Genomic DNA, 14,847 nt, shown 5'->3' on the forward strand with positions numbered 1-14,847 from the left:
ATGTTCGCTATGAGTTCTGCGTCGATTCTACTTTGCGTAGCTGAGATAGATACTTAACCCAACTTTTTGCCTGATTCGATGGCTTAATCTCATTCGCTCTTTTGGCATTAGCGAGCGCATCGTCAAACCGCTTAAGTTTGTAGTAAGCGCGAGTTTTGATAAGTGCAACATCCGCTTTACGACCTCTGACATTATCGAGCGCGGCAATGGCATCTTTATAATGGCCTTCTTGCACCAACAGTTGAGAATAGTTCCAGTAATACTGCCTATCTAGCTGAGCTGCAATACGCCAGCTATCAATAGACTCTTCCCACTCTTTTGCCATTTGCCAATACGTTGCTTGCTGAGCTTTTAGCTTACTATTCGAGTTTACATCCTCTAGCTCGTTCATCACCAACGCAGCTCTCTCAGGAATACCTCGTTTCGCGTACAATTGTGCCAGCAGCTTTAAGTCATCTTGGCTAAGTTGTAACCCTTTCAGTTTTGCCAACGCCAAAGAGTCTAGGGCACGTTTGTTGTCATCAACCCGTAGGTATAGAGCAACAAGCTGACGCCACCATTCAATTCGCTCAGGTTCAATCACGATTAAGCGTTTGATGGTCGAGATTGCCGGCTTCCACTTTTTCAGTTCTAGCTCAGCAGAAAGCTTTATCGACAATGCGCCAAGCTTGTCTGGCTGACCAAATTTCTCATAACGAGCCATTGCTGAAAGCACTTTTTGCCACTGACTCAGTTGATAATGAGATTGGGAAATACGTAGCCATAGCTCATGCGCTTGTTGACCTTTAGGAATGTTTTGGCTCAAGGCATAGTAATGAGGTAACGCCTTAGAAAAACGTTGCTCGTTCAGCAGTATATCAGCCAACATTTTTCGGGTTTGCCATGCTTGCTCATCTTGTAGCAAACCACTATTGACTGCCAACTCAAGTTGCTTAATCGCCGCTTGAGTTTGCTCGTTCTGCCAGTAAAAAATACCCAACATTCGAGCAACATAAGCTTGGTCATATCCACGAGAAAGCTCCATAGCTTCAAGAGATGAAATCGCTTCTTTTAGTTTCTCCTCTTGAGCCAAGTTGTGTGCTCGTTGAACTCTCGCTGCGGTGTATTGGCTTAACTCACTGGCAATGGTTGAGAGTGCACTCAGGCTTAATACCGTACCGATTAAGAATTTTTTCATCATTTGGCTAACTTGAACTCCACTTTAGCGGTTTGTCCGAACTGCTCAATTGACACACCATCCTCAACTTTTGGCTGATACTTCCATTTTTTAAGCGCACGGATTGCTTCCCTTTCAAACATGCGCTCGGGCTCAGCCTCGATCACTTCAATATCTTTTGGTCGTCCAGTTGCATCGATCGTGAAACGCATAATGACATAACCTTCCACTCTACGTTTCAGCGCCTTACTTGGATAGCGAGGATCAACACGATACAACGGCAGTGCTTGCTGGTTGCCCATTGTTCCCTTCAAGTTTGGGGCGCTAATCGCAATGCCTTCAAGGGCAGTGTTTAAACCTAAAGCACTGACTGGCGTCATCTGACTCATTGGTTCCATTTGAGTATCAGCTTGAGATAGATCCATTGGCTCCGGCGCTTGAGGTGGTTCTGGTTGCTCCGGCACTGAACGTTGACGACGCTGCACGTCTGCTTCATTCTCTACCATCACCATATCAAAACGAACGGCTTCTGAAGCTTCTGGTGCACGCTGGTTGCCTTTATCAACCATCCACGCCATAAAGCTAAACAAGCTCACAGAAATTAACAGTGATGCTGGTAGTGCAAGTAACAGCCTGCCCATTAAGGTTTCTCCGCCGCCAATGCAATGTTCTTCACACCCGCCGCCTTTGCAGCGTCCATCACTTTCACGACAGTGCCATTGTAAGCATGCTCGTCAGCTTGGATAACTAACGAGGCATCAGGTTGATCAAGTAACAGGTGCTCAATAGAGGCCTCAACACGCTCAATATCAACCACTCGTTTGTCAATGTACACATCATTCGCTGCCGTTACTGCGATAAAAATGCCCGCATCTTTTTGGCTTACTACATTAGAAGCCTGAGGGCGATTCACTTCTACACCGGATTCACGTACAAACGAACTGGTCACAATGAAGAAGATCAACATGATGAAGACGATATCAAGCATCGAGGTTAAATCGACTTGAGCTTCATCTTGTTGGTTAGGTCTGCGTCCGAGTCTCACTTTTGACTCCTTAAAGATTGTTCTAACTGGATAGCTTTTCGTTCACACACTTTGCTAAGGCGAGCATGAATAAACATGCCCGCAAGCGCTGCTACCATACCTGCCATGGTTGGCAGCGTAGCAAGTGAGATACCAGAAGCCATCAATTTCGGATTGCTGCTGCCTTGCGATGCCATTACGTCAAACACCGTAATCATGCCTGTCACCGTCCCTAACAACCCTAGCATTGGGCAAACCGCCACAAGTAGCTTAATAGTCGATAGGTTTTGGCGTAGTTCGATTTGCGCTTTTGCAATCCATCCTTCACGGATTTGATGCGCGTACCAAGAGTGGTGCTCTGATCTTGCTTGCCACTGCTCACAAAGCTGTTTTTTTACCCCAGGGAAAACCGTTGTGAGATAAATAACTCGCTCCATAACCAACAGCCAGCACACCGCCACGACGGCGGCCAGCCACCATAGGATTTGACCACCTTGCTGCATAAAGCTCATCAAGGTTGTGGCCCAATCCTCACTGATCAAACCCAATGTGCTGAGTAGGATCTGCTCCATTACGCTGCGTTCTCCGCTAAGGTGTTAGAGTGACTTTTGTTACTCGGCATATCACGCTCAGCTTGTTCTGCAACTAAACCGATGCCTTGTTTTTCTAAGATACTGCGAATATTTTCTGCTTGAGAGCTCAATACGTTATGCGCTAATAGCAAAGGCATGGCTGAAACAAGGCCAAGTACGGTAGTCACAAGTGCCATTGAAATACCACCCGCCATTACTTTCGGATCACCATTACCAAATTGAGTGATGACTTGGAAGGTTTCGATCATACCCGTTACCGTGCCTAGTAGGCCAAGCATAGGAGCTAGAGCAGCAAGAAGCTTAAGCATCGACAACCCTTTTTCTAGGTGGGTTTGCTCATCAACAACAGCTTCCAAAAGACGTAGTTCTAACGCTTCTACGCTGCGATGCTTGTCTTTCTGGTATACCGCAAGCACGCGACCCAAAGGGTTGTTTCCTGGCTGCGCTGGGGTTTTCAGTTGCTTCATGATTTTCTGACGCGAAATCATCAGTGATGCACCACGTACGAGCGCAATCAATAGGCCGATAGCCAATAAGCCAAGGATGATTTTGCCGACAACGCCACCCGCATTTAGGCGATCAGCCAAAGTCGGTGAGTTTGCAAGCTGTTCAAGAAGAATGCCACGTGACGGATCAATGACAAGTGCATCAATGTCACCAGAGGAAATAGTATTCGCTGTTGGACCGTTCTCAGGCTGACGAAGATAGTTTACCGCGTCTCCGCGTTGACCATTCCACTTAACGTAGCCAGTCTCATCCAGCAGCGCCATAGAACCAAGACGAACACCATTAACCGTTTGTTCACGACCTTCGCCATTTAGCAGTGTGAAAGAGACGTTTGCCATTTCACCGCTTGCTTTGATTTGTTCTTCCATGCTGCGCCACATCGCCTGAAGTTGGGTCAACGTTGGCAGTGATTTAGCCGCAACAATAGCATCGATATCTTTCTGATATGAGTTTGCATCTACACCGGTTACTGAGCTTTTTAGCTCAGACTCTAGCTCTTTTGCGTTCTGGCGAACGACGCCAAATAACTCACCTAGGCTCCCGGTTTCTAGACGCAACTTTTCTTCTAGCTGTGCCAGTTCTGCTTCATTTTCACCGAAGGTAACACTTAATGAGTCCGCTTCTGCTTGAAGAGCAGCCCGCTCTGCCACCAATTTATTCTTTATAGCCTGTAGCTCTTGCTCTGTTTGCTTAAAACCTGATTCACGCGCGACATTGTGCGATTGCTGTTGACGATTTTCTTGCTGCGCCTTTTGTAACAACGCATCACTAGCAAGAGTTGTATGAGGCATTAATGCGGCTGTCGAGATTAATGCAACCGATAACCATTTTTTCATCATTTATTTGCCCTCCGCAGCGGTTAACGACACTGGTAGAGTTAACATGCTCGGCGCGATCTGTTTATTCGCCATAGCGAACGCTTTGTCTAGCTCTGATTTTTGCTCAGAACCCACTTGTTGCCATGCTTGTTGTTGCTGTGACCAGCTCCAAAATGTGTCACCAGATAAGCTACGCGCTACCAAAGACAAACGCCCTAAATAGAGAATGTCCGCCTCCACAGCTTCATTGTCACCTAGGTTAATCTTGCCTTGGTAAACGCCAAGCTTGGTGCCGTAATCCATTTCAATTTGGTACGCTTCTAAAATACGACGAAACTTCTCTGCATCCGCAACGTCTGCACGCGTCATCATGGAATCCAGCTTTGCAATTCGCTCCTCACGTTGCGTTTTGCGTATAGGCTTGTCGTTAGCGACGAGCACTTTTAAGCCCTCAAGCATGTGATACATCAAAGGCACGACACCTTGACGAGTTTGAGCAATCTGCTCAATTTGCTCGTTCAAGCTATCAACTTCTTGATTTTGACTTTCAACAAGGCTTGCAAGATGATCGCGATAAATCTTCAAGTTACCGACTTCCTCTTGCAGCTGCTCAATTTCAGCTTCTAGAGTAAGTGATTTTTCTGCGCTTGCATCAATACGTTTTTGGCTTACCGCCGACGACTGGTTTGTTTTACTCTGCACAGCTTGTGCATCGTTTAAGTTCGCCGCGTGAGCGGGAATCAAAACCGATGATATCAACAGAGCGATACTTGATTTCATTAGATTCATACGAGTTATATTTCTGTGTTCCAAAAACGACCAAAGGGGAAGACTACCCTTCCCCTTTAATAATCAAATTGTTATCAGTACTTGAACTGGATTGTTGCCATGTAGTTGCGGCTTTCTCCAACCACAACCCCACTCGCACCTTTTTGCTCGCCATTCGTGCTACCACCACCTGCGAAGTAGTCGGTATCGAACAAGTTTTCGACATTGAATCGAGCAATAATATCCAAGTTTTCATCGTACTTATGTTTGTATGACACACCCATATCAACGCGAGCGTAGCCATCTTTCTTGAAGGTGTTCTTTGCATCACCGTAGCGATCACCTTCATAAATCAAACCAAGGTTTAAGTTAGTGTTGTCTTGAACCTTGTAGCTAGACCATAGACTTGCCGAGAACTCTGGCACGTCTACAGGGCGGTTACCTTCATATCTTTCTGCCTTCTTAAGCTCTGCATCCAAATACATTGCAGAAGCGGTTAGCGACAACTCTGGGGTCACAAAACCTTGAGCCATTAACTCAGCGCCTTTGTGAACTTGCTCACCACCTTGCGTTTTCTTGTGTAGGAGATTGCCGCCCGCGTCTTTGCCGCTTTCAACATCCAGCGAGATGTTCTCTAACGTGATATCAAACACAGCACCAGATACAAATAAACGCTGATCAAACAGTTCCCACTTCGTACCGATTTCATAAGAGATACCACGCTCAGCGTCGAGTTTCTCACCTTCATTGATGTAGGTACGACTACCGTTGCTGACTTCACCTTGAGGCATGAAGCTTTCAGAATACTGAACGTAAACCGAGCCATTCGTCGATGGGTGGAAAATGACACCAAATTTTGGAGAAACCTGGTTTTCGGTCAGTTCATCATCACGCTTTTCGTCATAACGAACACCTGCAAGCACTTGCCAGTAATCATTAATCGTCATCATATTTTGCGCGTAGATACCCCAAGTATCGTACTCAGCAGTTGGTGATTTCTTCGAACTACGATAGCTAGGCTTAGGCACCGTTTCTCCTGGCGCAATACTCGCCTCATTATGAAATGCCATAAAGCGATCATAACTGTAATCTAAGTAGTTAGCGCCCACTAACAACGTGTTTTCCGTACCGAACAAAGTAAAGTCCGTCGTCACATCTATATATGCAGTATCAAATACCCAATTATCGGAGCGATCGTTGCCTCGATGCTTAATCGTATTTAACTCTTCATACTGATCAAACTTAGGGTAAGACTCTACATCAAAACGCTTAAAGTCTTGGCGGTTGTAACCTGCTTTTACGTTCACGTTATCCGTGACTTGCGCATTAATATCGACACCGTAGTTTTCTACTTCGTTATCAATTTCAGACCACTGCGCATCCCAAATGTACTTATCACCGCGAACCGCTTTGCCATCAACAATGTATGCGCCAGAGTCCACGCTACCATCGTCTTTCGTGCGATCGTAATGAGCCGATACCATAAAGTTGTCTGTGATATCGTACTCAACCACTAGGCCCGCAACCGTACGATCCGTTTCTGGCTCGGTGCCATCACCGTACCTGCGCCAAGAGCCGTAGCTTTCTTTGGCAAAAATTGCGCGCGCTCGCAGTGTCTCTGCATCATTTAGCGCGCCACTCACATCAAGCACAGTGCGTGAGTGATCATTCGAACCTAGATCTTGACTCAAACTTGCTTGTGTTTGAGTTGTTGGTTTTTTCGAAACCATGTTTACCAAGCCACCTGGCTCAGATTTACCGTATAGCAGACCTGATGGACCTTTAAGCACTTCAACACGCTCTAAAAGCTCAATTGGCTGACGGTAGTGTGACCAGTGTTGACGACCATCACGAAGAAAACCGTCTGAACTGCTAAGTTCAAAACCACGTAGAGAGAAACGTTCGCGGTTACGGCTTGTACCACCCGCGCTAACACTTGCATCGTTACGTAGCACTTCACCAAGTGTACTTGCACGCTGCTCATCAATTACCGTTTCATCGATAACCGCTACTTGTCCCGGCGTTTCCAGCTGCGTCATTTCCATGCGCATTGCTGTACTGTTTGTATCTGCCTTGTAGCCGAACTCTCGACCTTCTACAACTACATGTTCGTCTGTTTGAACTTCCGCCACTGCAGGTGTTGCTAACACTGCACCGATCACTAACGCCAAATGGCTCTTAGTAAACATATCCTTTCACTCCGATTATTATTTTTCGGGTCACATACTTGTTGAATGCGATTCCCTCTTAATTATTTCGCGGGTGAATATAAGTGATAAGTATTACCATTTGCATTAAATTTACATTCTTTGCATTTGCAAACTTTTGTAAAGTACTCTCTGATGATGCGCTATGATAATGTGATATTAATCACAAAAATTACGACTTAATCATACTTATTGCTTGAACACTAAAGTAACCCTCAGACCACCTTGCTCACGGTTTTTCGCCGTAACTGCTCCACCCATAATACGCATGGATTCTTTGACAATCGCAAGACCTAAACCGTAGCCACCAAGCTTTTTATCTCTAGAAGCATCTAAGCGTGTAAACGGATCAAAAATATCGACCAGCTTGTTATCTGGAATACCAGGCCCATCATCAGATACTGACATTATGGTGAACTGCTGCCCTTCTTTGACATAATTTTCCAGAGAAACTTCTATCTGAGATGCTTGTCCTGAATATTTAATGGCATTACCAATAAGATTGTTCAAACAACGAATGACCAGCGTTTCTTCACAAATGGCTTTAGCACATACAGCTTCTGAGCGGAAAGACAACGTCTGTTCTGACTTCAAATCTATTTTGCAACGTTCTACTTGCGGGGAGAGCAAAACTTCTAAATCACAGCGTTTCGTGGCTTTGTCGAAGCGCGCATTTTCCAAGCGACTGAACTCCAATATATCGCTGATCAAATGGTTTAGCTCTTTTGCTTCATCTTCTAGCCTTGTCACTAGGCTTTGCTCACTTTCTCCAACACGCTTTCGCAAAAGATGCAGAACCAAGTTCTGCCTCGCTAACGGCGTTCTCAATTCGTGAGAGACATCTCTTATAAGCAGTCGCTGCTTTTCAGCGAGAGAATGAATCTGTTGCGTCATGTGATCGAAATCTTGCGCTAACTCGTTAAACTCACGCGTGCTCGACTTCAGCTCTTTCACGACACTGACATTAAAATCGCCATTAGATAGCTTTTTGCTTGCTTCTCTCAATCGATCCAATGGTTGCTGTAAGTTACGTGCCATTAGCAGCGAAAAGAGCGCCAAAATAACCACTGCAATCACGACTTTGAGAATAGAGAAATACAGAATGAAGTCATTTGCAGGGTGCAGTCGATGTGGCAATTGAATCACTAAAGTATTGCCATGAACTAAAGGAATATTGATGATGGGGCGATTCACTTTCCCCTCAAGTTGATCATCAATGCTTCTCTTAAATTGAAGTTTGAACTCGAAGTGCGGATGCATCAGACGGTGCGTAACTGGTTGCTGATGTTCATTCAACACAAATAAATAAAAGTTTTGCGCATTTGCCCAGTCAGCAAGTTCGTCCATGTCTCCGTGCTCAATCAATACGTTAGCTTGATGTGCAAGGTCTAGCATTTCTTCTCGCACACTATCGGGCACTTTCAACATGGCTTTCACCAGAGCTTGTTCCGCTAAGGATTGCACGACCAAAATGCTAATGACAATTGCGGTCATGCAACTAAATAACTTGAACGCTAAGCTGTCTTTACGTTTTGCAATAAAAGGTGGACACCGGAGCTTCATTAACAGTTTACAGCCTCTAAATAACTGTAACCTTTGCCACGGAAGGTTTTGATATGTTGCTTGGAAAGCCCCGCTTCAACTAACTTGCGACGTATGTTACTGATGTGCATATCAAGGTTGCGATCAAAAGGACTCAGCTCTTTCTTTAACACTTCAGTTTGAAGCTCTGCTTTTGAAATCACGACTCCTTGGTTTTTTACCAAGTAGCTCAATAGTTCAGCTTCCGTACTTGTGAGGGGTAAGCTATTAAGCTGGTCACTGATCGTTTGAACGGTACTACACATCGTCTGACGTTGACGTTCCAAGCCAACACGACGAAGAATCGCTTTGATGCGCATTAGAAGCTCAGCGACATTAAAGGGCTTTCCGATATACTGATCGGCCCCCGCTTGGTAACCATCAAGCATCGAGTTTTCATCGTTGAGAGCGGTAAGCATTAGAATAGGTGTCGCGAAGCGCTGACAGATCCTACGAGCAACTTGCATGCCGTTAAGGTTTGGTAACATGACATCAAGCAATACAAGATCTACAGGCGTTTTTTCCATATATTGCAGCGCACTTTCACCGCAATGCACAGAAGATACGATGTAGCCCTCCTCTTGCAAAACCGCTTCTAACAGCTCACACAAAGGAACGTCATCATCGACTATCAAAACTCGTGACATTACCACTCACCATTCAAATAAAAATGGTTCGCATTTTATTACTCATTTACCAATTAAACAACTACACACTCTAAGGCTTTAAGTCCACAGGACTCTGTCCAAGAAGCAGCAACGTACTATTAGAGTTTAATGTTCACTTGTACTAAAGGTTCCTAACAATATGCACCTAGATATATCTTCATAGAAAAAACGAGTACAATCAGGCAACCGCAAAGCAAAAGATAAAGCGAATGGAAACGTTATTAATTGGTCACCGTGGCGTGGCAGGTTCATACCCTGAGAATACAAAAATAAGCATTCAGGCAGCCATTGACCTGGGGTTGAAGTGGGTGGAAGTGGATATACAGCCTACCAAAGATAATGTTTTAGTGGTTTGCCATGATCATACCGTCAATCGATGCAGCAATGGACAAGGGCGTGTTGATGAGCTCACCCTGGAAGACTTAAAAGCATTAGATTTCGGTAGTTGGTTTAGCACAGACTTTTCAGGCGAGAAGATCGTGACACTAGATGAACTGCTCACTTTAGCTACTGAGAATAAGCTTAACTTGAATATCGAAGTTAAAGTAGACAACCATCCAGCGGAAGAAGTGGCGCAGACTCTCGCCAATGCGTTAACAAAAAGTCCAATGCCGCAAGAGAATGTACTCCTATCGAGCTTTAGTCATGACGTCATTAGAGCGATGCACAAATACTGCAGTGGCTACCGATTGGGTGTGTTAAGTGAATTCTTTACGAGAAAAGATAAACGCCTTTTGGAAGAAGTTAGTGCCTATAGCTGCAACCTAAATATTAACTGGGTTCGTACTCGCCAGATAAACAAACTCCAACAAGCCGGTTACAAAGTGATGTGCTATACGGTGAACAATCCAAATAAACTGAAATACCTGCCTCAGTTAGACGGTATTTTTAGTGATCATCCACAGCGCTTTATGCCATAGCCTATAAGAGCCAGAACATTAAAGGGGACCTTTTGTTACCACTCAATCTGAATTGGTGTCCCCATCTCGACAAGCTGGATAAATTCGTCCATCTCCTCGTTGGTAATCGCAATACACCCATTAGTCCAATCAAAACTTTGGATGTAAATCGGCAACTGACTCTCACCGTTTTTTAAGCCATGAATTTTGATGTTCCCTCCAGGGGACACACCTCGGCGCTTCGCTTCCAACGTATCAATCGCATCAGGGTAACTGATATGCACAGAACGATAAAAAGCAGAGTCCTCTATAACATAATCTAGAGTGTATTCGCCCTCTGGTGTGCGATTGTCTCCCTCTTCTTGTTTATGTCCTTGAGGGTTCGCTCCTAAAGCAATTCGGTATTCTTTTAGCACTGCTCCTTGTTCCATCAAATACATTCGACGCTTAGACTTGTCGACTTTAACGAGGTCAACAGCTGCGTGAGTGCCAGAAGCAAACACACAACACAAGAACATAGAGCACCATTTTACTGACATTGTCGTAACGCCTAAGCTAATAAAGTGAACAAGAAAAGAGCGATAATGCTAGTCAGTTAATGCTCGTAAAGCAAACAGTATCTAATGCGGAACCATAAGATAGACTCGCTGAAAGGCGTACTTCTTATCGTTATTTGATACAACAAAAGTCAAAGAGAAGATTTCTCTATTCATTGCGGCTAAGTTGCATTACTTTATAAGCATATTTATTTATAAAGTCCGCACTTTTTGAGAGGGAACCATGATTAACATTGCTTTTTTTAGTGCAAAATCCTACGACGAAGCCTCTTTTAATAAAATTAAAAATAACCGCGATTTTGAATTTCACTATCACGACTTCCGACTAACCGAAAAAACAGCCAAGATGGCGCACGGCAGTGATGTCGTATGTGCGTTTGTTAATGATGATCTTTCAGCTCCTGTCCTTAAACAGCTTTCTCTGGGCGGGACCAAGCTTATTGCTATGCGCTGCGCGGGATATGATAAAGTTGATCAACAAGCAGCCAAAGAACTAGGCTTACAAGTGGTTCGAGTTCCTGCTTACTCACCAGAAGCAGTGGCAGAGCACACGGTTGGTTTAATGATGTGCCTAAACCGCCGTCTTCACAAGGCCTACCAACGCACACGTGACGCCAACTTCTCGCTAGAGGGTCTTGTTGGCTTTAACTTTTTCGGAAAAACCGTTGGTGTTATTGGTACGGGTAAGATTGGTATCGCGACGATGCGTATCTTCAAAGGGCTTGGCATGGAACTGCTTTGCTACGACCCCTACGAAAACCCATTAGCGCTAGAAATGGGAGCCCGTTACTGTTCGCTTGAAGAAATCTACGCTAATGCGGATATTATCTCTCTCCATTGTCCAATGAGTGAAGAAAACTATCACTTATTGAACGAAAAAGCCTTCGCGCAAATGAAAGATGGTGTAATGATCATTAACACCAGTCGAGGCGAGTTGCTAGATTCACTAGCGGCGATAGAAGCGTTGAAACAAGGTAAGATTGGTGCGCTTGGCCTAGACGTGTATGACAATGAAAAAGACTTATTCTTCCAAGATAAATCTAACGATGTCATTGTCGATGATGTTTTCCGCCGTTTATCGGCTTGTCATAACGTGCTGTTTACTGGCCACCAAGCATTCTTGACTCACGAAGCACTTAATAACATTGCCTCTGTGACGCTTGATAACGTCGAAGCCTTTTTCTCTGGTAACGTATCGGGCAATGAACTGATTAACTAAAGCCAGACAATCGAGAAGTATAGTAGAGCGTGTGATCTCAGCTATGCTATACTCCTCGACTATTTAAAATTTGAGCCAAATTACCATGAGCATAAAAACTGATATTCAAAAGCTGCACAACCGTTTAGATACATGCCAACGTAAACTTGATGCGGCACGTTCTCGTGGTGATCACGAAATGATTACAAAGTTCACGGATGAAGTAGAACAGCTTACCAAAAAGCTTAACCAGTTAAAGCACAAGCAAAACTATGAGCTGAACAAAGAACGTAAAAGCTTACTTGATATGCCTTTCTCTCGTGAAATCACCAAAGCAGAACAAGCGGACATCGGCAAACTGAAAAAACGCGTACGCGGCTTAGTAATCGTTCACCCATTAACAAAAGTTGGTAAAGAACTTCGCCTTGATGTGATGACAGGCTTTGCGCCAAAAGAGTTTTAAAACTCGCATTAACATTTATGGAGCCCAAGCATTTGCTTGGGCTTTTTATTTTGTACTGCTTCATTAGATTTCATCGAAATATCAATCCATAAGCTATTAAAAAGGCCAGCGACAAAAGCCACTGACCTATTTCGACCAATATCGTCCGCATTATATCTCAACGTTACGACAGTTGCTGCAACTTGTGCTCCACAACGGGGTCATTCGGAACTAACTGCTGAGCCACTTCCAAAAGTTGTACTGCATCTTGCGGATTGTCATGCTCATGCTTCATCGCAATATCAACAAGTGGCTGAATATCGATTTGCGCTTGATGCTCCTTCACATGTTCTTTCTTTTCTTCAATTAACACATTATGAGCGGTACTCAGTAAGTTCAAACGATGCTGTGAACTCGCATTCGCCTTGTTAAGGCACTGATAGTAATCTTCTTTTAATCGCAGCGTTTTAGTCTGATGACGAAACTGCGCTATATCTATCTTCTGATAACGTATAAAGTCTACAGCCACTTGCTTATAAAAACCGAATTTATTCAAATACGTCGCGTGGGTACCATGTCCCATCCCGAAGACTCTTAAGTGAGTGAGCTCTGGGTAGCGTTTGGCGTGAAGGCGGTCGATTTCATTAGTTGGATCATAAATGATGTAGCCTTTTGCATCGCCAAGGTCAAGGTCGTGATACTTTCCTTCCCAATCAAATTGTTGGGCTAGTTCAGTACTTGGCCTATCATCCCATGGCACCAAAACTCTGTTTTTTGTGCTGACCGGGTGAAACATCAATACTTGATCCAACTTTAATAGATTGGAAAAGGCACCAATAGCAAAACCACCGCGGCTAAGCCCATAACCTAAACGACATTCAAAAGGCTCAAGTAAAGTTGATAGCTGCTCTAGAAAGAAAATCAAATTACGGCTGCGAAACCAGTTACTTTTCCCAAGATGCTGAAATGAAATAATATTTACTTTTTGTTTCTGGGCTAAGCGATAGCCCCAAGGCGCAAAGTCTGAGTGTAAGTCCTGTACTTGTAGATTCGTACCAGCAGGGGAAAAGGTGAACAACAACGGTTTATTGCGGTCGACAAACTCATACTTAACAAATACATCATCAAGTAAGTCCTCCCCGGACATCGGTAGCCTGGTTTGCTGTTCTTCACGAGAAAGAGCCAGCCATTCATCCAACCAGTACAGTAACTTCATTAATCCTCCATCTAAATTGCGCCTAGCAATTGTGTTAAAAATCTAGTTTTTAGTGTGTGATCATCTCCCCCTGGTTACAGGGGACTCTGATATCAGTCCTCTTTTAAAACAAAGCGTGAATTTGCTTATTAAATTGGTCAATATCTAAGGTTTGATGGCGAACAAACTCCTGCGCCACCAGATTAAAAAATTCTAATTTATCTAATTGTGTGGATTGAGTGCCGTGTCCCATACCGACGACTTTTAAATGGGTAAGCTCTGGATAACGTTCAGCATGAAGACGATCAATGCGATTGGATGGGTCATAAATAATATAACCTTTGGCATTGCCCAAATCTCGATCATGGTAGCCGCTTTCCCAAGCAAACTGCTGAGCAAGCTCAGTACTCGGCCGATCATCCCAAGGCACTAACGCTTTATTTTTAGTGCTAACAGGATAAAACAACAAAAGATGTTCTAGTTTCAGCAAGTTAGCGAACGCGCCAATTGCAAAGCCACCTCGACTTTGCCCATAACCCAAACGACATTTGAAGGGATGAAGCAACTCAGATAGCTGCTCCAGAAAGAAAATCAAATTCCGACTACGGAACCAATTACTTTGTCCTAAATGTTGAAAGGCAATAATGTTTACTTGTTGTTGTATTCCGAGCTCGTAGCCCCAAGGAGAAAAATCCGGAGTTAAATCTTGTACCTGCACATCAGTACCGGAAGGAGAAAATGTAAACAACAATGGCTTGTTAAGATCGACGAGTTCATACTTCACAAACACATCATCAAGTAAATCGTAGCCAGAGATAGGTAAAGCCATCTCTTGTTCTTGTTGAGTAAGAGCTTGCCATTCATCTAACCAGTAAAGTAGCTTCATTTTTTCTCCAAGTGCATCCGCAGTATTTAGACTGGAACTCTATCAAAATGCGTTTAAGCATCCCACGTTGAGACTTAAGAAAGCTCTATTTGAAGCCCAAATGAGACGTATGGAAATGTCTTCGATTGAAGGTATTACTGCGTAAACTAAACCCAAAGTAGGTACGCAAAAACTTGGAGAAAGAGCTAGAGAAAAATCAATTAGAAGTTTCGATAACAGCGGTTAAAAAACAGCAGATACAAAAAAACCGCTGTAAGAACAGCGGTTTTTTTAAAAGTGGCGGAGAGATAGGGATTTGAACCCTAGATACGCTATTAACGTATGCCGGTTTTCAAGACCGGTGCTTTC

General features: G+C 44.0%; 15 protein-coding genes. 3 read left to right on the plus strand and 12 right to left on the minus strand.

Annotated elements, in window-relative coordinates:
- Positions 1 to 7: 7 nt before the first annotated feature.
- The 9 genes from R7M92_RS03900 to R7M92_RS03940 form a co-directional block, all read right to left on the minus strand.
- The gene (locus tag R7M92_RS03900; RefSeq protein WP_213903174.1) at positions 8 to 1,180 is read right to left on the minus strand and encodes a tetratricopeptide repeat protein; all 1,173 of its coding nucleotides are present in this window, start codon (positions 1,178 to 1,180) and stop codon (positions 8 to 10) included.
- Positions 1,177 to 1,797 carry an energy transducer TonB gene (locus tag R7M92_RS03905; protein ID WP_005374256.1) on the minus strand — a complete coding sequence of 207 codons (621 nt, stop codon included), beginning with the start codon at positions 1,795 to 1,797 and terminating at the stop codon, positions 1,177 to 1,179. The genes R7M92_RS03900 and R7M92_RS03905 overlap by 4 nt, the downstream gene beginning before the upstream one ends.
- Entirely contained in the window at positions 1,797 to 2,201 is a 405-nt protein-coding gene (locus R7M92_RS03910) for an ExbD/TolR family protein (RefSeq protein WP_005374257.1), read from the minus strand. The genes R7M92_RS03905 and R7M92_RS03910 overlap by 1 nt, the downstream gene beginning before the upstream one ends.
- Entirely contained in the window at positions 2,198 to 2,752 is a 555-nt protein-coding gene (locus tag R7M92_RS03915; RefSeq protein ID WP_017635540.1) for a MotA/TolQ/ExbB proton channel family protein, read from the minus strand. The genes R7M92_RS03910 and R7M92_RS03915 overlap by 4 nt, the downstream gene beginning before the upstream one ends.
- Complete coding sequence (locus R7M92_RS03920) at positions 2,752 to 4,119, minus strand: MotA/TolQ/ExbB proton channel family protein (protein WP_017635541.1); 1,368 nt, start codon at positions 4,117 to 4,119, stop codon at positions 2,752 to 2,754. Before R7M92_RS03920 ends, R7M92_RS03915 begins: the two co-directional genes overlap by 1 nt.
- A complete protein-coding gene (locus tag R7M92_RS03925) occupies positions 4,120 to 4,887 on the minus strand; it encodes a DUF3450 domain-containing protein (protein WP_053304675.1) in 768 nt (255 codons plus the stop codon).
- Positions 4,888 to 4,961: 74 nt separating this feature from the next.
- Positions 4,962 to 7,055, minus strand: a complete 2,094-nt coding sequence (locus R7M92_RS03930) for a TonB-dependent siderophore receptor (RefSeq protein ID WP_136976328.1) — start codon at positions 7,053 to 7,055, stop codon at positions 4,962 to 4,964.
- A 207-nt stretch (positions 7,056 to 7,262) separates the two neighbouring features.
- On the minus strand, positions 7,263 to 8,636 hold the full coding sequence (locus R7M92_RS03935) for a sensor histidine kinase (protein WP_136976329.1): 1,374 nt from the start codon (positions 8,634 to 8,636) through the stop codon (positions 7,263 to 7,265).
- Positions 8,636 to 9,301 carry a response regulator transcription factor gene (locus tag R7M92_RS03940; RefSeq protein ID WP_017635544.1) on the minus strand — a complete coding sequence of 222 codons (666 nt, stop codon included), beginning with the start codon at positions 9,299 to 9,301 and terminating at the stop codon, positions 8,636 to 8,638. Before R7M92_RS03940 ends, R7M92_RS03935 begins: the two co-directional genes overlap by 1 nt.
- A 230-nt stretch (positions 9,302 to 9,531) precedes the next feature.
- Between R7M92_RS03940 and R7M92_RS03945 the strand changes: the two genes are divergently transcribed.
- Positions 9,532 to 10,242, plus strand: a complete 711-nt coding sequence (locus R7M92_RS03945) for a glycerophosphodiester phosphodiesterase family protein (RefSeq protein WP_017819703.1) — start codon at positions 9,532 to 9,534, stop codon at positions 10,240 to 10,242.
- A gap of 35 nt (positions 10,243 to 10,277) precedes the next feature.
- On the opposite strand, the gene R7M92_RS03950 is transcribed toward R7M92_RS03945, so the two are convergent.
- A complete protein-coding gene (locus R7M92_RS03950; RefSeq protein ID WP_017819702.1) occupies positions 10,278 to 10,760 on the minus strand; it encodes a L,D-transpeptidase family protein in 483 nt (160 codons plus the stop codon).
- A gap of 241 nt (positions 10,761 to 11,001) precedes the next feature.
- Here R7M92_RS03950 and R7M92_RS03955 point away from each other — a divergent pair, with 241 nt between their 5' ends.
- A complete protein-coding gene (locus R7M92_RS03955; RefSeq protein WP_054579202.1) occupies positions 11,002 to 11,997 on the plus strand; it encodes a 2-hydroxyacid dehydrogenase in 996 nt (331 codons plus the stop codon).
- Positions 11,998 to 12,082: 85 nt separating this feature from the next.
- Positions 12,083 to 12,439 carry a YibL family ribosome-associated protein gene (locus R7M92_RS03960; protein WP_005374274.1) on the plus strand — a complete coding sequence of 119 codons (357 nt, stop codon included), beginning with the start codon at positions 12,083 to 12,085 and terminating at the stop codon, positions 12,437 to 12,439.
- Positions 12,440 to 12,602: 163 nt separating this feature from the next.
- Here the strand turns inward: R7M92_RS03960 and R7M92_RS03965 are convergent, their stop codons facing one another.
- Both R7M92_RS03965 and R7M92_RS03970 read right to left on the minus strand, forming a co-directional pair.
- A complete protein-coding gene (locus tag R7M92_RS03965) occupies positions 12,603 to 13,634 on the minus strand; it encodes a hypothetical protein (RefSeq protein WP_025768076.1) in 1,032 nt (343 codons plus the stop codon).
- 103 nt (positions 13,635 to 13,737) lie between these two features.
- Positions 13,738 to 14,499 carry a hypothetical protein gene (locus R7M92_RS03970; RefSeq protein WP_005374276.1) on the minus strand — a complete coding sequence of 254 codons (762 nt, stop codon included), beginning with the start codon at positions 14,497 to 14,499 and terminating at the stop codon, positions 13,738 to 13,740.
- Positions 14,500 to 14,847: the final 348 nt, after the last annotated feature.

Source organism: Vibrio sp. Vb2880 (assembly GCF_033337975.1).
Lineage (GTDB): Bacteria > Pseudomonadota > Gammaproteobacteria > Enterobacterales > Vibrionaceae > Vibrio > Vibrio alginolyticus.